The 23,082-nt window shown below is 58.5% G+C and carries 14 protein-coding genes; 6 read left to right on the forward strand and 8 right to left on the reverse strand.

The window, feature by feature from the left end; translation table 11 throughout:
- The first annotated feature begins 32 nt into the window (after positions 1–32).
- Positions 33–1,286 (forward strand): AAA family ATPase, encoded by a 1,254-nt coding sequence (locus PHA81_RS13165; RefSeq protein WP_006078523.1) that lies wholly within the window; start codon positions 33–35, stop codon positions 1,284–1,286.
- Positions 1,287–2,032: 746 nt separating this feature from the next.
- Here the strand turns inward: PHA81_RS13165 and PHA81_RS13170 are convergent.
- The gene (locus PHA81_RS13170; RefSeq protein ID WP_006078522.1) at positions 2,033–2,407 is read right to left on the reverse strand and encodes a hypothetical protein; all 375 of its coding nucleotides are present in this window, start codon (positions 2,405–2,407) and stop codon (positions 2,033–2,035) included.
- 153 nt (positions 2,408–2,560) lie between these two features.
- Here PHA81_RS13170 and PHA81_RS13175 point away from each other — a divergent pair, with 153 nt between their 5' ends.
- The 3 genes from PHA81_RS13175 to PHA81_RS13185 all read left to right on the forward strand — a co-directional run bounded on the left by PHA81_RS13175 (position 2,561) and on the right by PHA81_RS13185 (position 5,128).
- Positions 2,561–2,770: an OsmC family protein gene (locus PHA81_RS13175; RefSeq protein ID WP_006078521.1), complete on the forward strand. Its 210-nt coding sequence runs from the start codon at positions 2,561–2,563 to the stop codon at positions 2,768–2,770.
- 246 nt (positions 2,771–3,016) lie between these two features.
- Entirely contained in the window at positions 3,017–3,829 is an 813-nt protein-coding gene (locus tag PHA81_RS13180) for a hypothetical protein (RefSeq protein ID WP_049914201.1), read from the forward strand.
- A 159-nt stretch (positions 3,830–3,988) separates the two neighbouring features.
- Positions 3,989–5,128 carry an NAD(P)-binding domain-containing protein gene (locus PHA81_RS13185; protein WP_006078519.1) on the forward strand — a complete coding sequence of 380 codons (1,140 nt, stop codon included), beginning with the start codon at positions 3,989–3,991 and terminating at the stop codon, positions 5,126–5,128.
- Positions 5,129–5,393: 265 nt separating this feature from the next.
- Here PHA81_RS13185 and PHA81_RS13190 read toward each other — a convergent pair whose 3' ends face one another.
- Positions 5,394–5,849 carry a DUF6653 family protein gene (locus tag PHA81_RS13190; RefSeq protein ID WP_273837051.1) on the reverse strand — a complete coding sequence of 152 codons (456 nt, stop codon included), beginning with the start codon at positions 5,847–5,849 and terminating at the stop codon, positions 5,394–5,396.
- A gap of 251 nt (positions 5,850–6,100) precedes the next feature.
- On the opposite strand from PHA81_RS13190, the gene PHA81_RS13195 reads away from it, so the two are divergent.
- Complete coding sequence (locus tag PHA81_RS13195) at positions 6,101–6,697, forward strand: DUF3267 domain-containing protein (protein WP_006078517.1); 597 nt, start codon at positions 6,101–6,103, stop codon at positions 6,695–6,697.
- A gap of 1,950 nt (positions 6,698–8,647) precedes the next feature.
- Positions 8,648–9,097: a hypothetical protein gene (locus tag PHA81_RS13200; RefSeq protein WP_273837056.1), complete on the forward strand. Its 450-nt coding sequence runs from the start codon at positions 8,648–8,650 to the stop codon at positions 9,095–9,097.
- 73 nt (positions 9,098–9,170) lie between these two features.
- On the opposite strand, the gene PHA81_RS13205 is transcribed toward PHA81_RS13200, so the two are convergent.
- The 6 genes from PHA81_RS13205 to PHA81_RS13230 all read right to left on the reverse strand — a co-directional run bounded on the left by PHA81_RS13205 (position 9,171) and on the right by PHA81_RS13230 (position 22,767).
- Positions 9,171–13,457, reverse strand: coding sequence for a type IV secretion system DNA-binding domain-containing protein (locus PHA81_RS13205; RefSeq protein ID WP_273837057.1), 4,287 nt, complete (start codon positions 13,455–13,457; stop codon positions 9,171–9,173).
- Positions 13,457–17,080: a hypothetical protein gene (locus tag PHA81_RS13210; protein ID WP_273837058.1), complete on the reverse strand. Its 3,624-nt coding sequence runs from the start codon at positions 17,078–17,080 to the stop codon at positions 13,457–13,459. Before PHA81_RS13210 ends, PHA81_RS13205 begins: the two co-directional genes overlap by 1 nt.
- Before the next feature lie 114 nt (positions 17,081–17,194).
- Positions 17,195–18,670, reverse strand: coding sequence for a hypothetical protein (locus PHA81_RS13215; RefSeq protein ID WP_273837059.1), 1,476 nt, complete (start codon positions 18,668–18,670; stop codon positions 17,195–17,197).
- Between the two features lie 92 nt (positions 18,671–18,762).
- On the reverse strand, positions 18,763–19,665 hold the full coding sequence (locus PHA81_RS13220; protein WP_273837060.1) for a hypothetical protein: 903 nt from the start codon (positions 19,663–19,665) through the stop codon (positions 18,763–18,765).
- Between the two features lie 374 nt (positions 19,666–20,039).
- Positions 20,040–21,461 carry a S8 family serine peptidase gene (locus PHA81_RS13225; RefSeq protein WP_273837061.1) on the reverse strand — a complete coding sequence of 474 codons (1,422 nt, stop codon included), beginning with the start codon at positions 21,459–21,461 and terminating at the stop codon, positions 20,040–20,042.
- Between the two features lie 439 nt (positions 21,462–21,900).
- Entirely contained in the window at positions 21,901–22,767 is an 867-nt protein-coding gene (locus tag PHA81_RS13230) for a hypothetical protein (protein ID WP_273837062.1), read from the reverse strand.
- Positions 22,768–23,082 lie beyond the last annotated feature (315 nt).

The raw sequence follows: 23,082 nt of genomic DNA on the forward strand, positions 1-23,082 counted from the left end.
AAACGCCGGTCGAAGGCTTTTAGTAGCTGACCATGTACGACGCTACCAACGTACGGGAGAGAGAAATGCCATCTGCCTTTGACAATCTAACAGAAAGCGCGATATTTGCACAGCGTGATGCGCTAGCTGATGAGTATATTCCAACAGAGATTGTCGGCCGCGATGAGAAAAAAGAGGAGTACATTAACTCACTCCTGCCAGTTTACAAAGGGGAAAACCCCGATAACGTATTTCTCTATGGGCAAAACGGCGTGGGGAAAACCGCTGTCACTCACTGGGTTTTGAATCAACTCAGATCTTCTGAAAACCTACAAACTGAATTCCAAGCTCTCCACATCAATTGTGAAGGTATAAACACATCATATCAGCTCACGATTGAGCTCGCAAATCAGCTTATCCCAAATTCCGAAGATTATCTCCCTTCTACAGGTCATCCTGAAAGCAAAGTATACTCCGTCTTTTTCGAACAACTAGACGAGATTGGAGGCACAGCTCTCATAGTCCTGGATGAAATCGACCATGTGGCGAATATAGATACATTTCTCTACAAGACCACTCGAGCCGGTAGCTACGGTGATCTTAGTGAGACGAAGCTTGGATTGATTGGGATCAGCACAGATACAGCGTTTGGAGAAAATCTCTCCTCAGATGTCCGGTCGTCTCTTCGAGAGCGGGTTATAGAATTTCCCCCGTACGATGCTACGCAACTAGAAAAAGTTCTCAGTCAACGTGTCAAAACTGCGTTCTATGATGACGTCGTTACGGATGGTGCGATATCATACGCAGCTGCTATGGGTTCAAAGAATAGTGGCGATGCGCGAATGGTCTTAGATTTAGTTCGGATTGCTGGTGACTACGCTCGCGAACGAGGCAAGGATCACGTTACTGAGGAGCTTATCAAGGAAGCAATGGATGAGTACGAGACCCAACGGTCCTTGTCTGTCTTAGCCGATCTTCCCGAGAATATAAAAACCGTAGTCTATGCACTTGCCGTCTTGGAAGAGCGAGATCACGAAGAAATTACTTCGTCAATGCTCTATGAGCGGTATACTGACTTTACCCAGATTATCGGACAGGACCCTGTATCGGAACGTCGAGCACGAGACTACTACGGACGGTTAGATGAGTTGAATATTCTAGATTCTCAAGTTAAGCACGATTCTTCCGGTGGCCAGTACAAAGTACATTCATTGAACCACTCCACGACAGAGATACTTTCTGCCCTTAGTGACACTGTAGAGACTATTGGAGTACACAAGAGCGTTGAAGAAATGGTAGATCAGTAGCCTACTCGGAGAATTTCTATTGCGAGATCTGCTGGAGAGATCCTGATTGATTTGCATTCTCCCACACCACCGTTTCCGGAGGTTCCTGACGTGGGGTGTCGTTTCCGGAGGATGTGGAGATGAACAGAGAGATTCACCATACAGCGGTTGAATTGCACTGAATATCACACACACCCTCCACTGTTTCCGGAGGGTTTCAAACAAGAACCCTTCCCAAGTAAAGAGAGAGTCTCTTTACTTTCCTTTTATTCCCACTACGGGTTTGGTGAGCAACGTGGCGTATTAAGCGTTTCCATTCAAATGGGCACCGGATAGCTTTCCCACCTTCTTTGGGGTGAACCTGCGGAAACAATGGAGGGTGTGTGTGTGAATCCGACCAATCCCTACTCTGTCTTGCGTTTTCCTGGATTTGGAAGTGCGCCTCCGGAAATCTCACCCCACGTCAGGAACCTCCGGAAGCACTGGGGTGGGCTATGGAACCTCCGGAAACGGTGGTGTAGTCAAGTGCTGTGCTGCTCTTCATGCATGACAAGCTTATCCCTTTCTCAGACGGCGTGGGGCCGCTTTCCGCCGCTTGCCACGCTTCTTACCTAACACTCAGACGGGAATGTGCGTTCGGATGTTTGGTAAGAAAGTCCAGCGGCGCGGCGGCCCGCGGCGCGACCGCTGTCGGCACTCACTCTCCGTGGCTTCCGCTGCTCGCGATCGACCGCCGAGAATCAGCGACAGTCCGCTCGTTCGTGGTTCTACTCGTCTTCGGGGACGAACCCGATCGGTTCGCCCGAAATGTCGAGTCCGTCGTTTCTGGCGCGCTCGATCTCGCGAAGGAGGTACTGGCCGAGTCCCTCGCCTGAGCGCTCGTAGTTCGTCGTCATGGTCCGCCACTCGTTTTCGGGCTGCTCCTCCTGGGGGACCGGTCCACGGTAGGTGAGCCCTTCCTCCTCCATCCGATCGAGTGTCCGCGAAACACGCTCAGAGGCACCGCGATAGTCGGCGATCTGGCGGTCGATGTTCACGACACCGACGGCCTCGCCGTCCTCGTAGATCCGAATCCAGAGAGACGCATCCGCGATCATCTCTTCGTTCACTCGTTCGGCGTCCCGTTCCACCTCTGAGCTCATGGCTGTATCCTCCGGTCGCGACACGTTAAAGCGTTATTCCGGTCGTTTCGCATCACTCCTCACCTCCGGTCGCGATTCCAAGATCATCGAGAAACGCCCGAACGACGTCAGACGGCATGAACATCTGGCAGTACGTACTGATAGAGGTTCGAAATGGAGGGCGACGTCGACCTCCGAGGATTCCTCGGTATCTCTGAGGATGTCCGTCCGGGCTACGAGTCGATTACCTGTACGGTGTCCGTGGACGCTGACGCCACCGAAGACGAGCTTCAGGAGTTGCAAAACCACGTCGAAGCGACCTCACCGCTTGTGGACATGATCACGAACGAGGTCCCGCTTGAGACCCGCCTGATCACTAAATAGATCCTCTGAATCTTGCACGGCGCTTCTGACAGCAGTTGAGTGAGTCGGGAATGTCCCGTGCAAGATACCGGCGCGATTGCAGCAAATGGTGACTGCCACGTTACCGCGACCGAGGTGCATCGCAACCATCGGGGTGGGCTGGGAAGCAGGCGGTGGACACGCCACTCAATCTTCCCGAGGCCCTCGAATGTAGAGCCATCTGTCTCCACGCCGAAACGCTAAGCTCCTCGCCATCCTATATCTCATATGAATCCAGGTATCGACACTATCCAGTTCTTGGCCATGTCGGCCCACCGGGTCAGCGTCCTTGAGGCGTTGCGCGACGGACCGACCGATCGTCGAGAGCTGTGTGAAGCCTCCGGTGCCTCCTCGCCAACCATCGGACGGGTGCTCGCCGACTTCAGCGAGCGTCGATGGCTCGTCAGGGACGGCTCCACGTACGGACTGAGCCCCCTCGGTGAGTACGTCGCTGATCGGTTCCTAGCTCTCCGGGGCGCGATGGAGATCGAAGAGAAGCTCCGCGAAGTCTGGCAGTGGCTGCCGGTTGAGATGCCGGGTTTCTCTGTCGGCCTCTTTGCCGACGCGGTGGTCTCCTACCCTGGGCCAGGGTATCCCTACGAGCCTGTCGAGCGCCTCGGCCATCTCATCGGCTCGACCTCGTCGTTGCGCGGGTTCGACAACATCGTCTACAAGTCGAGTAACCTGGAGACGGCCTGCGGTGCGGTCCTCGAGGGAATGACGTTCGAGTACGTGTTCACACCCGAGGCCTTGGAGGGGACATTCGCCTGGAACCCGGACCGGATCATGGAAGTCGCCGACAGCGAGAACGCGACCATCCTCGTCCACGACCACCTCCCCGACGGCGACCGCTGTGGCCTCGGCATCGTGGACGACCGAGCCGGCATCTGCTGTCACGACGCCGACACCGGGGCACTCGTAGCTGTCATCGATACCGACGCCCCGGAGGCCCGCGAGTGGGCCATCTCGGTCTTCGAAGAGGTTCGTGCGGAGGCAACCCCGTTAGACTCCGCCGCCTTCGAATCTCGCACCCCTTCGTAACGCCACTGGCGACGATCGCCGCCATTGGACTGGCAAACCAATCAGCCGGGAGCCGCTGACGTAGCGGACCCCCGACTTGCCCGAGATTTCAGGGCGTGAATTCCTGCAGGCGGCATCATCACTTCCCTCGGGCGCGTACGGTTAGCCGAGGAAGGACACATGATCGAACGACACGACACCGTCGTCATCGGTGGCGGTCAGGCCGGACTGGTGACCGGGTACTACTTACAGCAACACGACGAGGACTTCGTCATCCTCGACGCGGGCGACCGCGTCGGCGACCCGTGGCGGGCCCGCTGGGACTCGCTCCGGGTGTTCACGCCAGCCCGCTACTCGCGCCTGCCGGGGATGACCTACCTGGGCTCACCGCACGCCTTCCCCACGAAGGACGAGGTGGCCGACTACCTCGAGACCTACGCCGAGCGGTTCGACCTGCCCGTCGAACTCGGCGTGCGCGTAGACGGGCTGGAACGGAGCAGCGATGGCTTTCTCGTGAGCGCCGGCGACAGGCAATTCGAGGCAGACAACGTCGTCGTGGCGATGGCGAGCTATCAGGTCCCGAAGGTCCCGGAGTTCGCGTCGGAGCTTTCCGACGATGTCGTCCAGTTGCACACGCGCGACTACCGCAACCCCGATCAACTCCAGGACGGGCCCGTACTCGTCGTCGGGGCGGGTAACTCCGGAGCTGAGATTGCCCTCGATGTTGCCACCGGACACGAAACGTGGCTGTCGGGCCGGGACGTCGGCCACGTGCCGTTCGACGTCGACTCGTGGTTCGGCCGTCACCTGGGGATCCCGTTCGTCATGCGGGTGCTCTTTCATAGGGTCCTCACGACGGGGACGCCCATCGGGCGGCGAAAGCGCTCACAGATGCTGTCCCAGGGCATCCAGCTAGTCCGGGTCAAACCACGTGACTTAGCCGCTGCTGGCGTCGAGCGGGTACCTCGCACGACCGGCGTTCGGGACGGTCGCCCAGTCGTGGGGGATGACGACGTCCTCGACGTCGCGAACGTCATCTGGTGCACTGGTTTCCGGCCGAACTTCTCGTGGATAGAACTCCCGATCTTCGACGGGAAGGGACAGCCCAAAGAGCCCGTCCACGTACGCGGCGTCGTCCCCGACCAGCCGGGCCTCTACTTTGTCGGCCTGTTCTTCCTGTACGCGGCGACATCGGGGCTTTTCACCGGCGTCGGCAGGGATGCGGAGTACGTCGTCGACCACCTGACGTCAAAGGGGCGCCACCACCAGCCGCGTCCGAGCTACACCGGATCAACGGACGGGCTTGCACAGCAGTCGTAGTCCAGTTCGACACCAACCCCGCATCCGAGAGAGACCAATCCCGCGTATGTCGCCAGCTCATACGGTCTAACCCATCCTAACCTGAAGGTGGATCCCCCCGGTTACCGATACACCCTCTGAATCGGTCAGGCAAGAACTGGCAGAGGTACGGTAGTTCTGAACGATAGCGCTGAATAGACCGCGCATCTTGCACGTTCCACGCTCATCCTTATCCCGCCAGTCCTCCGGCCCCTCGTGGGGCCGTGAGAGCAGCCTCGATGGATGACTAATCAAATTCGGAGAGATCGTCTTCGAAACGTCGAACCAAAGCCGCGACGAACGCGAACTTAAGTGTCATTGAAAGAGATGTTGCGACAGTCGCCCCACCGATATTCCGTCGATAGGCTGCATAGATAGCGTACAACGTTATCGGCACATTTGCGAGATTGAGTATGTTGAGTAAGCCAATGTCGGTCTCGTGGCTCCGCCAGTAGCGTTCAGCGAGGACGACTTTCGTCATCCAAGCATCCGTATTGTCAGGTACAGGAAACAATAGTGGATTGATGATTGTGAAAACAATTACTGCGAGGAGAAGCTTCCATCGACGACCGATGATGGCGTAAATCAATAGAGGGAGAGTCACCGTTCGTGACCACCCACTTTTTGGATTAGCGTGGCGCTTCCAGAAGTATTCATTAAGTACCGTCTGAGAGGTGGTTTCCATAATTGCCCCATCTATCATGCGTATTATTGTAGTTATGGGTGCACCACGGCCCTGACCCTGCCAGCAGCCACTCCCCTGCTTACAGGGTCAACCCGAGAGTAGGAAGGCAAGAGATACCGACAAAGGCCAGGTGCAAGATATAAGCTCTGTATCTTGCACGGTACTTCTGGCAACTGGCGGGGAGATTGTCTGGTGGGTGTATGAGGACCTCTGCTGAACACTATAGTCGATGCTTCTTTGCTGCTGGCTCCTGTAATCGAGGTAATCATATGGTTGACCTGCTCGAAGTACCGGCGGGCTACGACTACCACGCGCCGAAGATCGACGTACCACCGCGTGTGTTCTGGCTCAACCGGTTATTCCGGCTCACGCTGGCGCTGTTGTTCGCCGCGCTCGCGTGGTTCGCTCACGGAACGCCGAATCTCCAGCGGGTTGCGATTGCGATCATCACGCTACAGGACGCTAACCCGGCGCTCTACATCTTGATCGTCTGTTCGTCGCTCGGGATTTACCCGGTCCACGAGGCTCTCCACGGCCTCGGTGGGTATCTCTACGGCCTGAACGTCCGCTTTGGCTGGGACTGGTACTCGCTCTCGCCGTTCGTCACAACCTACGGGCGACCACAGACCCGATTTGAAACGGTGTTCGTCACGATCATGCCGTTTCTCTCGCTGACGTTGGTTCTGGTTCCGGCGGTCGTAGCGTTCTCCGGGCTTGCAGCGGCGGTATTTCTCCCAGCGTTGCTCATCAACACGCTCGGCTCGTCGAGCGACTTCAATACGGTCTGGAAAATGGCACACCTCCCGGCGGGCTCGCTGCTCGAAAACGATCGCGACGAGCGCACTGCCTACTACGTCCCATCGTAAAGAGCATCCTCGACGAGCTCGCTCACCGAACCTGCTCACGGTGCGACACCGGTAGGAGATGCCGCCCCATCTCCGGCACCCTCTCCCACTACTGTCTCGGTAGCATCCCCGACCTTTGCCGCCTCTTGCCCCGGTTGCACGGGTGTATTGGCCTCTGTTCCCGCTGACCGGGGCCACTGCCGCCCACTCGACACCCGCTGAAGCACCTCGATCGCCTGCTGTGAACACCGATTCAACGGCTGTTGACGCTGGTATCTGTGCTCTTTCTGTTCTCTGTTCTTACGGTGGTTTCCCTACCTCACCCGCTCTCTCTGCTCACGGCTCTCTACCGGGGCTCACCGCCACGGAGGTCTCTCGCTGCTCACTCACCCCTCTCATGATCTTTCCTCTCACTCCGCCTCTACCTGACCCGACTCGCTATTGCTTCTCTGTTGTTCTCTCCGATCCACCTGCTCGGTCCCTTCCCTGCTTCCACCTTCTTAGATGTTCTCGAAGGGTCGGATGCTACGGATGCCGTAGATGCTTTAGCTTCCTTGACTTCTCTAACCTCTACAGATTCTTTTACTGTTAGACCTGCTCTCCCGGCACAAGCATTCTAAGAAGCGACTCCACCTCTGACCGCTAACCCTTCTCTCACCACTCACCCTGCTTCTCGTGAGGGGATCATCCCCGGTGGTGGGAACTGCCCTCCCCGCTGGTGAGTCCTCTACCACCGGCACCCACCGGCACCCACCGGCACCCACCGGCACCATCCTCCCCCGCCGGTACACGGAGCACCTGCCCATCTTTCCCCTCCCTGCTCCCCCGGCTCCTGCACCCCTCCCCTCCCATCACCGGGTGAGCACCTGCCGACAGGCCACCCGGCGGTGGAGTGAGCTCACCCCGCTGCTCGACCGACAGACTCTCCCGCTGGCGGGCTCGATCTCGCTGCTCCCCTCCCCCGACAGACCGCCACCACCGCCGCGCGACAGACCGCCGCTGCTCACTCGACGTCGGCACGACAGACCGCCGTCGCCCCGCTATCCGCCGCCGCTGACGCCGCTGCACCGCACACTGGAATACCAGGCCAAGCTACGCTGCATCGCCTGTTTGAAATACAGATCTAGCATCGCGCCATCGCTCGCCTGAAATACCCACTGTCGAGGGCTGTTACCGCCATACTGGAATACCAGTTCAAGCTATGCTGTCTTCGCTCACCCACCTATTTACTGGCTGTTGCTGTCGCTGTCCTGGCCGCCCCACCACATACTCACCTATCGGCCTGTCGTAGCTGCTTCACTCCACCTGCCTGTCGCACCTATTCGTACTCGCTGTGAGCACCCTCTCCATAGTCACCTATCGTACCTAGTCTGACCCTCTGTCAGTAGGGGCAGCTATCGCACTTGTCGTAGCTGCCTCACCTGTGGCACCTATCCCACCTATCGCACCTATCTCATTTCTCGCTGACCCTTACCTATCGCACCTGTCGTCGCTGGCTGTCTCGAGATCGCAGATCATCCTGGTTCGCTGCTCGCAGTTGACCCACTCTCAGCACTATCTCACTTTTCTGGCAGATCATCACCTATCGCACCTATCGGAGTCACCTATCGCACCATAGTTACCTATCGGAGCTCGCTCTCAGCACCCTCACCTATCGGGCCTGTCGTAGTTGTCGCACCTCAGCTACCTGTTGTACCTATTTCGTCTACAGCAGTGCTCAGTCGCCCACCTATCGGGGTTTCATTCAAGGATTCTTACCATGCTTTCTCTCACCGCACTGACTGTATTTCCCCTCTCTCAGATCCAAATCTGAACTGGGGGGTATTCGGGTCTATTCTGTCGTGTCGCTGATTTACCGGAGATTACCGGAATATTCACCGGAAGATTCTCCGGACCTCTATTCCCCGGAAACTATTCTCCGGGGATAATCCTCGGGGAACATTTAACGTTATCAGGCTTCTTGGAAGTTGTATGAGTGAGGCAGATGGTAGCTCACAAGACCTTGACTGGCTATCAGATTCGATACTGATTGAGCTTCATGGTCGGGATGGTGAAGCGACGACACCGGAACTGGTCAAGCTCACAGGAGCAGAGGATCGGCACCAAATTTTGTATCGAGTAAATAGTATATTGGAGCCAAAGGGGTTAGTCGAGAGCAAGCAATCTGAGGAGAGATCGGGTTCCAGAATCCCGCCCAAATCTATCAGTCTCACGACGCAAGGTGATGGGTTAGCAGGTAAGATACTCAATAGTTCTGACGACCAAGATCAGTCATTTGCCTCAGAATTTCAGCGGCTTCAATCGCGGGTCGAGAAACTAGAGTCGACGGTCGAGGAACAGGCAGATGAACTCGATAAAATCCGAGCCGCATACAATCAAATGGCTGACTGGATCGAAGATCAGGGTGGATCGCCGAGTTAGCTGACCTGCCTGCAAACAGTTGCTTATCTAATATAGGATGAGGGGGACAGCAATTCGTTAGATGTTACCTGAGCTATAGTCGGGGGAGCTGATCGGACTGGTTCTGTTGTTCCTTTTCGTTCCCTTCTTCCTCGTCCTGTTGGTTAGTCGATTCGTCCTCCGAGGTAGTCTGTTCCTCGTCGCCGCTCGCAGATTCTTCATCTAACGTCCCATCCTCAGCGTTACCACCATCTTCACCATCTCCACCTTCCGTAGCATCGGAAGCATCTTCTACATCCTCACCATCTTCGGCTTTCACACCCTCACTAACATACTCCGAGTCTCCACCTTCTTTCTCGCCTTCCTCTGCCTCACTGGTCGTTGAATCTCCGGGCGGACTACCTTCGGAAGCAGTTGCCTCTGCTTCGGCAGTGGTGTCGGTTGTCCCATCGTTGGAATCCTTGGCTGCCGGGCTCTCCTCGCTCTCGACGTCGCCCGCTCCCTCGGATTCACCTTCGCTTTCGGTATCAACCTCGTCGGGATCGCGCTCGACGACCGACGACGGCATATTCATCTCCTTGGGAAGCAGCGGGCGCGTGACCTCGCCCTGTTCGTAGATCATCGGCTCGTCGTACTCGTCGTTGTTCGCATCGGGGAAGATCACGAACTCAAAGTCGTCCTCGGTGGGCGTGTTCGGCTCGCCGTGCTCGTCGGTAAACTCGACACCGGGCACGAAGGGCTCTTTCACGGGCGTCCACTCAGCCTGTAGCTCGTCTTTCGTCTGATAGACTTTGGATTCGCCGCCGAGTTGGACGTGGAAGTTGCCTTCCTCCTCTTTGTCATACTCGTAGTACGCCGGAAAGTCCTCGCGTGGTGGATCGGCGATGTCCTTCGGGCCGGAGAACCGAGCATGTATCTCGCCGAGGTCGTCGGCGAGTACGATCTCGTCGCCGTCGTCACGCCACACGGTTTCGTTCGATCCGCTTTCGTTGGCGGGTCGCAAGGCAACGAGGTCGGGATCTTCCTCGATCGTGAACTGCTTTGATTTGTTGTAGAACCAGCGATTGTCGTCGTCGTCTTGCTCGCGAGCGAATATCAGGTTGTCCAGGTCGTCGTCGTACATGATCCGCTCGCCGCGCCGCGCCCAATACTCGAACAGGCTTGCGTGGTCGATCTCCTCGGCGGCCTCGCTGTCCTCATCGTAGCTGCCATCCTTCGTGGTAAAGACGCACTTCATCTTGGCGTCCATCGCTTTCCGAAGGTTGGTCATCGTCTGCATCGGCTTCGTGATCGTCGACGTCTCCGCCTCGATCGACACGTCCCGGCCCTCGCTATACTCGTAGACTTCGCCGAACTCGGTTTTCAGCTGGTTTTCGAGGTCGTGCATTTCCCCGACTGTCTCGGCCTCGGTGGGGTCGACCGGCATGATCGCCACGCCGTCGGGGAGCTCGCCCTCCTCGTCTTGGGTCGGGAGCGACACGACGTAACCCATCCGCTCGTAGGCGAGTTTCGACTGTGAGAGTACCCAGCGGTGATCTAGTCCACCGCCCGATCCCGACGACCCGGTATTCTGTACGAGCCCGGCGACCTCGCGACCCTCCGGGGTGAGCCGAGCGTGAACCTCGTTGTTCTGGCGCTGCTGTTCAAGATACTCGTCGTCGGCTTCCTCGATCTGATTCGCCGTCTCGCTGAGATACCCGAGATTGCCGTCGGCGATCGTCGCCCACGCCTCGCGCACCTTCTCGTGGTGGACAAACTCGCCGATCATGTCGTTACGCACTTGCGCGCGCTCGACCGCTGCGAACAGTTCGTCACGCTGGCGGGTGTCCTCGTCCTTGCCGCTGTCGAGCCCGGCGGCAATCGCCTCGGGATCGGCGTCGCCACCCGATCGGAACTCCGAACTGTCGCGGATTTCCTGCGAGGTCATTCGCTCGGTCGCGTACTGTTCGAGCGACCGCTCGATCATGGCGTCGACCTCCTCCTCGCTGGCGCTCTGCTCGTCGAGTACCTCGTCGATCGGCGGGAAGCCGTTGACCTTGTACGAATAGGTAAACTCCCCGTTGTCGTCGCGGTTGCGCATATAGAACTGGTACTGAGGTAGGTTCGTGAGGTCGCTCGCGCTGACCTCATCGCTGTGGCGGGTAACGATCGTCTGTGCCTCTTTGTGGCGCTGGGGATTGAAGTTCGCGAACGTCTGGCACTGGCCGAGAATCGCGTCCTGAATCCCCTCCTCGCCGCGCAACTGGTTGGTGAGGTCCTGGCAAGCAGGAATGATCGACAGGTTGTACGCCCGTGCCAGCGACAGGATCTCGGCGATCGACGACTGACCGCTCACGATCTTATCGAACTCGTCGAGGATCGAGTAGAACATCGGCGGGTCTTCGCGCTCCTCGTCGTCCTGTAGTTTCTGCACCGCCGACCACACACGCCGAATGAGCGCCGTCGCGATGAGTGTCCCCGCTGTTCCGCCCGTCGAGGTCATGTCTCGCACCACGATGATCTTCCCCTCGGCGACGGCCTCCTCGACGCTAAACGTCGATTCCGGGTGCGAGACGATCGAGCGCATGAGGTCGGACTCGACCCACTGCTGTAGGCGACCGATCAACGGCTCAATGTCGCTGTCGTCCATGTCGGCTAGCTGCCGACTCGCATAGTCGACGATCCACTCGATTCGCTCGTCGGATAGGTGCTCGGCGTACTCCTGGCGACCGCGCTCGTCGATCAACGCATAATACATATCCAGCAGCGTCAGATTCCGACCGCTCTTAGCCATCCCTCGGGCCATGTTCCGCACGACCCGGCTCATACGCGGTCCCCAGTACTCGTCTGAGCCACCGGCCTGAGAGACGAGCGCCTCTATATCGTCCGCCATTGCTTCGACGGATTCGGCGAACTGAGCGGATTCGGGGTCGGGATTGCCCGGTATCTCTAAGAAGTTGAACCCGACCGTCTGCTCGCGGTTGCCGCCGATCTCAATGTAAACTAAATCGTCTCGCCGGTCCTCGGGAACCATCGAGACAAAATCGCGAGCGTCGTCGGCTTTTGGGTCGTAGAACAGCGCTCCGTAGTCCCGCCGAATCATCTGCGTAAAGAGGTTTTTCAAGAGCGTGGTCTTCCCGAACCCGGTCGACCCGCCGACGAACATATGCAGTTTCAGCTGCTCCGGGTGAATTCCGGCCTCTGTCGCCTTTCGAGCACCGCGTCCTAACCAGTAGGGACTGTCCTGGTAACTGCTCGATAGCAGCACGTCTTGTTTCTCGTGAGGGGTGAGCTCGATCGGATTGAGGTTCTCCCCCTCCCAATCGAAGCGCGGTGTCCCGATCGGCACGGGATCACCGGCTCTCGTATTGGTCCAGTCGATATGCTGGTTCTGCACGTCGTCGCTCGGCAGGTGAGCGAGTCCGGCGAGTTCCTCCGGCGTACATTCAATGCTGGATTTGCGATCGAGGTCGCGGGTTACGACAGATTTCGCGAGGTCGCGAACAGCGCGACCGTTCCATCCCGGCAGGTAGCTCGACGCCGGACTTGCGTAGAAGCGCTGATTGAGATTCGTCCGGTAGCGGCTCTCGATCTGGCTGGTAAGACTCTCAAGCCGGTTGAGAGCACGGTCTTCCGTCGGTGCCGAAACGAGCATCCGCATCTCGACGCCGAATATATCGCGATTCTTCTGCTCCTCAATGACCCGAGCAGCCTCTTTTTCCTGTTTGGTGGCGTCTCGACTGTGGAGTAACTCGGCGTGTTCACCCCGGAGAGCTTCTGCCCGCCTGTTGACCCGCTTTCGACGTAGCCAGCCCCGTTTCACGGGATAGAACACGAGTTGAAACATGATCCGAGAATCGTCGTCTCGGGTGAACGGGCCGATCAAGTCTTTGTAGGGATCGCGAGTGTTCCCTCGGTTGCGAGTCCCGAACCCCCCGTTTTCGATACTCTTAATCGGGTAGGTAGGATCGCGCATGAGGTTGAACCGCGCTCCGGCAAGCGCATGGTCGGCCTGAAACATCCCGTCGGGGACGCTCTCGAAAGACTGGCGGACGTTCGTATGGGGGTAATCCTCGGTAATCTGTTCGTGAAAGTTCTCACCGGTAGCGACGTCCTCGGGAATGTAGTGGTAGGTGGTGCGTTCCCCGTCAAACCACATCTCGAAAGCGTGCGTCTCGCTGTTGTTGATGACCCCGAATTTGGTCTGATAATGGAATAGCCCTTCCAGCAGGTTCACGGCCTCCTCGACGCCGTTCTCACCGTGGTAGGGTTGGAGCTTGTAGATCGGCGAGTCAAAGCCCTCTGCTTGACCCTGAAACTGCTCTGCGGTGCTTTCTGAGAGCGTTGCTGCTCGGGCGAACGTCATCTTGTTGCTTCGATGGATTCTGCTCAGGAACGGCATTAGTCGTCCTCCGTGCTGCTATCGTCGGTTTCAGTCGTCTCGTCGGATTGATACTCGCCCCCCTCACCGCTGCCATCGGGGATCGGGGCTTCCTCTTGACCCTCGCTCTCTTCGTCCGTCTCTGTCTCCCTGTCGTCCTCACTACTCTCTGGTGCGTTCTCGTCGTCGCTGGCACCGTCCTCGTCGGGTGTGTCGTCGGTATCTGCCCCATCGGACTCGTAGGGACTGCTCTCGCTCTGCGCGGCACTCTCGTCGCTCTCGTGGCTACTGTCATCCCCGCCCTGATCGGGTGCTGTGCTCTCGTCGGCGTCGGACTCATCGCCGTTCGCGGCGATCCCCGACCCGAGCACGTTCGGCTGTTCTACAAGCCCGCCGTCGTCGCGAACGTCGCTCTCGTCGTCTTCGACTGACTGAGCGACGGATTCGGACTCCTGGGCCTGCTGCTCCTCAAGCGATATACCCTCCATGTAGGCGTCGAACTCCCCGTGCTCGGACTCACGATAATCCACGAGTCGGGCGGCGTAATCGCTCACGCGCCGCTCTATCAGATACCGGTCGCCCTCGACGTCGACGAGAGCCTCCGAATACTCCATCGCGTCGTTGTCACCGGTCGCGAGGCCCCCGGAAACGAGTGCGGCCTGCTCTTGGCTGAGTCCGAACTCCATCGGCGTCTCGACGTCCATCTCGCCGAGATCGCGCCAAATCGCGATCGCACACTGCTTGGCGATCACCTTCGCTGCTCCGGCGTCAAAGTCCTCCCCTGCCTGCGAGATGAAATCGAACATGAGCCCGGTGTTCCGACCCGCTCGGACCATGCTCTCGATTTGGTCGGCCTGCGCAGCATCACGGAACAGGTCGTGTGCCTCGTCGACGACGAGATCGACGTGGCCCCGCGTCTGCTTGGCGAGCTCGTAAGCGTGACTCGTAATCAGGGCCATCATCATGCCCTTCGCCGCCGTCGAGTCGTTCTCAAACTTGTTCATATCGAAGTAGACGACTCGATCGTACAGGTTGACCTCCGACTCACCACACAGATAATCGTAGGTTCCGCCGGGCTGGAACTCCTTGAGCCGGTTTAGCAGCACGCCAATGTCCCGTTTGAGGGAATCTTTCTCCGACTCGGTTTCCATGAAGGTGTATTCCTCCGGCTCGTCCTCGATCTTCGCGAGCGTCTCGAAGTAATCGTGCATCGTCGGCGACTGCTTGCTGTGCGTCTCGGGATCGTTCGTGATCCCTTCCTCGTCGTCCTCGGGTCCGGCCTGCTTGAACGTCTGCCGGACGGTCATATTGATGGTAGAGCGGATCGCCTGCGCCTGTTCCTCGGGCGCGTTGTGCATGAGATAGATCTGGAACATATCGGTGATGAGACGCACTTTGTCGTCGAGCGATTCCTCGGTTCCGCGAGCGTCCTCGGGTTGGCGGATCTCGAAGGGGTTGATCGTGGTTTCACCGACGAGAATCTTCGACCCGTTGAACGCCTCTACCGGCCCGTCGAACCCGCGAGCAATATCCACAATCACGGTGTTCTGATCGGGGTTACGCAGCAGTTCTTCGATGATGTGATTCTTCATATCGAACGACTTACCGCTCCCCGAGCGACCCACCCAAAACCGGTGTGGCGCGGTACGGCGAAGCCGGTCAACTTGCATCATGCCGAGTGGGTCGCCGGTGTTTCGTTGACCGGTTTTCGCGATCCCGTAGGTCGTTCCCTCCGTCTCTCTCGGCGTGTATCCACCGAACGGGAACAGACAGGCCACGCCGTCGCTCGTCATGTCGAATCGGGTGTCGACTCGGCTCTCCTCCTCTAGATCGTCCTGAATCGTGGGACTGGTGCTGCGCAACCCGGCCAACTGTCGCCCGTGAGCCGTAGTCGTTGAGATATTCGACGCCGAACACCGACTGATAATCCGGCGTCGTGCATCCTGCATGGCGGACTTCGACCCGGCACGAATGGTGATCGCCATTCCGACCTCGAAACACTCGAGGTCATTTTCCTGCATCTGCTCGCGAAGCACCTGTTTGTCCGCTGCGAGCGACGTCGCATCCTCTACGTCGGCGTCCCCGCCTTCCTCTTTCACGACCGCCGCCCCGGTGATGAGTTGGCGCTCGCTGGCGAGCGAGTCGAGCTTGCTGTGATAGTCCGTCGAACCGAGGTAGATCGAGAGGTCGTAGCGAATCTCGGGCACCGACAGTATATCCTCAAGCAAGCCCGTCTCAGGGTGCTTCGGCCACCCGGTAATCCAGAGTGTCGACGTGTATTGGTCGTTCAATTCGACGTGCTGGGTTCCCGGCTCGACGTATGAGGGCGAGTAAACCAGCTGATCGCGGGTGCTCTCGGACGTGTGACCGCGAAGCGAGGTGACAGTCGAACTCACCCACTCGCGAGCGCTGGCGATCCGACCTTGGTCCTCGTCGCTGTCGTCGTCGTCAGGGGCGTCAGCATCCGTCGCTGGCTCGCTTTCGCCCTCTGTTGTTGCAGTCCCCCCGTCGGTCGCGGCTTCCGGTGTGGGCGCGCTCTCGTCGCTCTCAGCGTCGGCCTGTTCGCCTTCACTCTCGCTCTCGTCCTCGGCGCTCTGACCGACGTGTTCCTCGTGGGTTGCGGCGTCGACGTCGACGGCGGGATTGCTCACACCGCCCTCGGTGGTCATGGTCGAATACTCGAACCGATCGTCGGTATCGGGATCGAGCCAGTGACTTCGGAATAGTTGCACGAGCTCGTCGGCGTCGAGACGGCGAGCGACCGTGAACGCCTGTACCGCGTTCTCGACGGTGTTCACCCGGTTGTCGAGTAGGGCGGCCTGCGAGGAACGCTGGTTCTCGCTGGCTTTCACGATCGAGAAATTCGAGAACTTGTCGATGATCGACTCGGAGGTGTTGGCCTCATGGGGTTTGACCGACGTAATGAGGTGAATCTCGCGGTCCATGATCCCCCGATCGGCGAGTTGATCGACTGTCGCCTCGACTTGCTCCTCGGCGTACTTGCGGGCGTACTCGGGCGTGCCACCGTCCTCGGTGGGGTAGCCGTTCCGAGCGGCTTCTTTGAGTCCCTCGACCTGCTCCCCGGCGCTGGGGATGGTCTGTGAGACGCGGATCTTGACGTCGAACCCGGTTCCGCCGTCGCGAGCGATCGTGCTGTTGATGCTGGTCGCGAGTTGGCCGACCTGGGCGAGCCACTGGTCGTCACTCCATTGCGAGGAATTGACCGGCGACACGCTGACCACGCCGATGAGCGTCCCGTCGACGACCTCGACCGCCTGATGCTCGGGATGCACGTCGGCGACACCGGGTACCTCCTCGGCTTCCTCGGCGACGAGAGGCATTCGCGTCCGCTCGCGAACGTATGAGTAGGTCCGCGAGAGCACTTCCAGCGGCGTCGAATACCAGGGTGTGATCTTCACGACTAAGTAGAGTGCGAGCGCGATCGCTCCGGTCCCGATCGCAACAAACTGATTGAGTGGAATGCCGAGAATCGAGGTCGTGGTGTAGAAAAACAGGAACGTCGGACCGATAATGAGAATGATCTCACTGAGCGAGAGTCCCATGAAGATGCGATTGATCCCGCCGGTCTTGTCCTGTGGAATCACCGTTTCAAGTACCGTATTCTCGCCTTGGTCTGCGCTCATAGATTGCCTCCGTTGGAATCCACGATTGTGTGCTGCCGCCGCGTATCGCTCGACTGCTCGATTTCGTGACCGGTCGTCGTCGTGGGGTTGCAGGTGTGGATCATGGTCATTGGATTATTGCTGAAGCCGCCGACGCCGCTCCTCGATATTCACGTACACCTCGTTACTGCCGCCACTTCCGCCGCCACCACCGCCACCGCCGCTCTGAGCGTTGTCCTGAGAGAGCCCGCCGGGTGACATGATCCCGACTTTCCGGGCTTTGACGGCCATGCGGCCCACTCGTCCAGGGAGATTCTGCGAGGTCTGCTGGCCCTGTTCCCGGCCCTCGTCGACCTGCTCTTGCTGGCGACCCAACGCCTCTCGTACTCGTTCTGTCGAGGCCGACCCGACGACACCGACGCTCATCATCCCCGCACCCGAGCGCTGATAGAGGATGTACGGGAGGACGATCGCGCCGACGATTGTCCCGACCTGCAACGCGAGACTCAGGAACGCTCCGGCGAGTCCGGCACTCTGCATCACCTGTTGCATATCGGGACCGAACCCGACCGCGAGCACGGCCCCGACCGGCAGCGGAAGGATCACCAAATAGAGCCAGAACCGCCAGAGGGAGTCCATCATATCTGAGACTCCCTTAACCGGGATCGCTCGGGCGGCGAATACGGCGGGCATCATGGGGGTGAGCGCGATCATCCCGACGATACGGAACGCGAAGATGAGCACCATCGCGATAACTATCCAGAAACCTAATAGATAGAATAGAATCAATCCGACTAGCGCAAGCCCGGCACCGCCGACTAACCCGTTTTCCAACTCAATCGACCCCACGAGAGCGCGGTTGATGAGACTGGTAAAGTCGAGTATGATCCCCATGAGCGTCCACGAAATGTCGGATGCCATGATCCAGGCGAGCCCTAAGTGCATGAATCCCTGCTGCTGAACGTGAGCGGGGAGCATATCGAGGCCGAACCGTCCGAGTCCGACATAGACGCCGGTCAGCAGGGCGGCAATCGCAAGAGCGAGCGGTTGCCACAGCGTCTTGTATGAGTTGTAGATACCGCCCCAAAATGAGTCACCGCCGACTGCTTGATACATATTCCCGCTCGGCGGGGCCGGTGTGTAGGTAATCGTGCCGAATACTTCCTGTAGAATGAATGAGAGCGCGTTAGCGATCTGATTTGAAATGAACTCAAGGAATCGTGCAACGACGTCGAGCGCGGCGTTGATCGCGGTTCCTTTGATCCCGCTTGCGTCACTGCTGAGGCCGCTGCTGTTCGTGCTGTTGTTTCCACCGATGTTGATCGACCCGTTCGGTCCCGTTGACCGATTGGCGGCTCGATCGCTGAGATACCCGCTGCCGTAGGCTTGTTCGCCGCTTTCCGAGCCCCCTGATCCTGTGCTTGCACCGGTTCCGAGCCCGCCCGTCACGGACGAGTTATTGGTGGGGCTGCTACCGGTAGTATTCCCGGCTGAGGTGTTCCCGAATGGGTCTGTTTCGTTTTCGCCTCCCTCCTGAGCGAGTACCGGCCCGACAGCTGCGGTAACGAGGACGAAAACAAGGAGAATGACCCGTATTCGGCTTGCTGTCATGAAAGGACGCGCACAGTGTTCCGCCGTAAAACTTTCTCCCTTGCCTCTATTTACACAACTAAACTAATTAAAAGATAAACACTAAACGACAGCTACGATGAAGTGGTAGAGTTGGTAGCGTTAGATGGACTCGACGCACCGCCACTTTTGGACTGGATGCTCACGCTCTTGCATCCGATCCCTGGCCGATCTAGCTGACTTCGACCTCCGCCGAGTTGTAGGGTTAGCTGTGGACCACTGTGGATATTCCCGAACAGTCGGTAGTCGACGACGGCTGTCCTCGTTTCACCCGCGCATACACCTTCGCTGGTACTCTGCGGTGTCACCTCGTCAGTTCCCTCCGCATAGACCTGTCCGAACCCGAACGGGAGTACGGGGACAGTCGTCGTCGCTCCTGGTTGCACGATCTCGCGCTCATATCCTTCGTACACTCCGACGCTCCACCCGTCGCTCTCACCCGGATTCGTGCCCTGCTTGTAGAGGCGAGCACCGGTAACGACGGCTGGGGCGTTCCCGGTGTTTTCAAGCTTGACTCTCAATTCGCCTCCCTCGGCGGATATGACCTCTGTAACCTCGAATCGCGGTTGCATCTCGAAATCTACGGCATCGACTCGGGTTCCGTTTTTGACTGCATAGACCTCATACCGCCCGTAGGGGTACTTCTTGTAGCCGTCGCCACCTTCTTTGATGACCGTAAATTCGGCTGTCCCTTCCCCCTCCTCCACGTTGTAGGTCCCCCACATCTGCTTGTTCGCGTCTCTGAGCTCCACTTTGTCGATATTCGCCTCCGAACGGATCGGGATATAGAGCTTCTGTCGGTCAAAATCGGGTCGCTCTCCGAACGCATTGACCTGCGACTCGCTGGTGGTAGTAGCACCGCTTCCGCTGCTGTTTCCACTACTGTTTCCGCTCCCTCCATTTCCGCCCACACAGCCCGCGAGAGCACTGATCGCGCCGGTGGTCGCTATTCCCGTAACGAATTGTCGGCGTTTCATGGAAATCCCGCCATGGACTCGCGGGTTAAACCTATCCATGTCGTGTCAAAATTCTGGCTAGCCACTCGCGCCGATCCCCGCCGCTCGCCCGATCTTACCAAACATCTGAGCGCCGGTCCCGTCTTAGTGTTTGGTAAGAAGACCCCGCGACCACCGGAAGGCGCGGCTCTCCGCTCCCGACTTTCGCGTAGAAAACAGGCCGCTCGGATTGACGCGAGATCTATAGTGCTCAGCAGAAATCCCCATACTTTCTCTCCGCATGAACCTCACCAGCTGTCAGAACCGGTGTGCGAGATACAGAGATTGAATCTTGTATCTGGCCCGTGCCGCTATCTCTTTACCCTCTTATCGATCAAGAGGCGTTTCCGTTGCTTTCAAGCGCGTTTGACGAGTCGTTTCAGATCGAGGTGACCAGCACCGTGGTAGAGTTCGCCGCCGGGGGCACTGCTCGCGGTTTCTTGGATGAGTGATTCGACCTCTTCGACACTGGCATCGGGACGTAGCGACCGGACAAGCGCGGCTGCTCCCGCGACCTGTGGGGCAGCCATTGAGGTGCCGGCTTTCCATCCGTAGGCAGGGATGATGTTGCCGTCCTCGTCGGTTTCGTAGATAGTTGAGTAGACGAGGTCGCGTCCCGCTTCGGGAATGCTGTCGAGTGCGTCGAGGTCTGCGTCCCCACCCGCGGCGCTCACGTCAACGGCGCTCCCGTAGTTGGTGTAGAACGCCGGGGAATCAGTGGGGTCCTCCAGCCGGTTGCCCGTGAGCCACTTCGCCTCGTTGTCGCTATGCTTGCCGCCCCAACCACAGCCGATTGGGCCGGTTGCGGCGACACCGAAGACGCCCTCGGCCTCCGTGGGGATACTGAGGGTGTTCTCCGGGGACATATTGAGTGAGTCGTTGCCTGCGGAGTTGACGATGACCGTCCCCTGCGAACGGACGTATGCCGCGATCTGTTCGGCGATGCGGAGTTCCTCCGTCAGGAACGGATACTGGTCGACGTAGACGTACGGTGCGGGGAAACCGACGCTGTAGTTGATGACGTCACAGTCCGCTTCAGCGGCTTTCACCCACGCGGCATAGCCGTCGCCCTGCTTCCCTTCCTCGCCGGAGAACATCCGGTAGGAAACGATTTCGGTATCCGGAGCCGTCCCGAGAACGCCGCCGTCAGGACCATCGTTGCTGTTGGTTGCGGCGATGATGCCCGCGACGTGTGTTCCGTGGCTGCCTGCGCCGTTGGGTCGCCAGTCGTACTCATCCTCCGAGACGTTCTCGGAGAGTTCGTCGTTGACGACATCCGCGAGATCGGGATGGGCGTCGTAGACACCGGAGTCGACGACAGCGACGCGGGTACCCGCACCGGTCGTTGTGTCGTGGATCGACTTGCCGCCACCCGGTTTGTCGGTCAGTTCGTTGCTGACGCCCTGGATACGCTTGTCCCACTGGAACTCGCTGTTTTTCGGTGGGCCGTCGTGGTTGTGGCTCGATCCCTTGCCGTCGGTGGTCGGTCCATCTCGGGACTTGACGGCACCAGTGCGGTCGTCGCCTAGATCGATGACGCGGTCGGCGACCGTCGTGCCGTTCACTCGCTCTTGGTCGCCGCGTGCGACGAGGACGTCGGCCTGTGAAAGGTCGTGGATGATCTCGATGTCATCGGGAACCTCCGAACGGTCGACATCGCGGAGGTTGATGAAAAAGCGCGAATCTGAAGTGCTCGCCATCGCGGTGCCGGCACCGAGTGTTGCCGCACCGAGTGCTGTGCCCGCCAACCGAAGGAACGCCCGCCTGTGTTGTGCCATGACAAGACATATAACTGCCTAAAGCATTGTTAAACGTTAGGATTATATTCGTCAAGGTTATAGTTTCCAGATGTCAGATTTGCGTCTGAGGGTATCAAGACAAGCTCTATCTGGGTGGCAAGCAGAAGCGTGAATCCGCGATAGTGCGTTCTCACGTAAAACTGCGGATTGTGCGTCGATCTCAGCGCGATCACGTTCTTGCACATCAAATCAGGCTGATCCGTGATTTGATGTGCAGCACTGAGCGGTTCCCTCGCTGACTTCATCCGAAAATCCGACTGTCTGGAGGGTAATATGAAACCGATTCCGGCATATGGCCGCTGAGTCACCCGAACAGAACACCTTTGACGACCCAATGTGCAAGATATGTGCCCTACATCTCGCACACCGATTTCGATAGGTAGTCATACCGCAACGTTGGAAAGTACGAAGACTTTGGCTAATCCCTATAGTCGCTGCTGCTCAACTGGTACGCTGACGTGCTGGCGTTCTCGCTGGTTCCGTTCTCGGCGGTGAGGTTGCTGCCGGTCCCGTTCGACCGGTTGCTGGTGTTGCTCATAGTTGACCGGTTGGCACCGGTGAGGTCCCCTGTCTCGTTGGTGAGGTTCCCGCTCAAATTCCCGGTTGTGTTCGTTCCGTTGGCTGAGACATTTGCACCGGCGTTGATGGTGTATTCCTCGCACGCGATCGTCTGGTTCGGTCCTTCGGTGGGGCCACCTCCGAATACGAGTGAGCCGGTCGTTTCTCGGATTTCTCCGAATACTCGATAGCTCACCGTTATTGGGCGGGTCTCTCCGGTACAGTATTGGTTTTCATAATCGGATACTGATGAGTTGTTGCCGATCGAATAGACGTCGTTGAACCCCATGAGCCGCGTCTCGACCGTTATCGACTCCTCGGGCGGCACGATCGCGTCCTGGTCGACGAACCCGCCGCCGAACTCTTGGGGACCCGGACTTTGATTCAGTCGGTAGATCCGTGCTGCCGTGATCGGCGCGGGGGCAGTTCCGATGTTCTCCACGGTGATCGCGACGAGTCCCTGCTGGCTCTCGATCCCTGTGATCGAAAACTCCGGGCGAAGATCGTAGGAGCGGCTATCAACCACTCTGTCCTCCTGAACCGCTTTTGCGGTGTAGGTGCCGAACGGATAGGGCTTGTATCCGAACTGGTCGGACGTCTGCTCGATCAACGTAAATGTGGCCGATCCCTCGTACTGGTGGGGCTCGAAGGTCGCGAACACGTCGCCGTTCGGTGCATTGAGTTGCACTGCATCGAGCGTGACGTCGGTATTCAGCGGGATACTCATTTCACTCCCACTAAATTCGACCTCTGAGCCAAACACACTCGGGATCGCAGTGGTGGTCGTTCCGTTTGCGGTTCCCGTCTCACCCGGCCCGTCTGTCGCCGTCGGCTCGCTGCTGGTTAGGGTGGTGGTGGGCGACGACTCGACGCCACTGCCGTTTTCGGAGTCGTTGGTGCTATTGTCGCTCGATCCACCTCCCCCGAGACACCCAGCTACTCCGAGGGCAGCGAGCACTCCGGCTCCTGCCTGTAGTACGCTACGCCGATCCGTCGATCGAGAGGGACACCGATCACTCGTCATTGTTAGTATCTTGAAGCA

Origin of the sequence: Halococcus sp. PRR34 (assembly GCF_028617175.1) — an archaeon.
GTDB lineage: Archaea > Halobacteriota > Halobacteria > Halobacteriales > Halococcaceae > Halococcus > Halococcus salifodinae.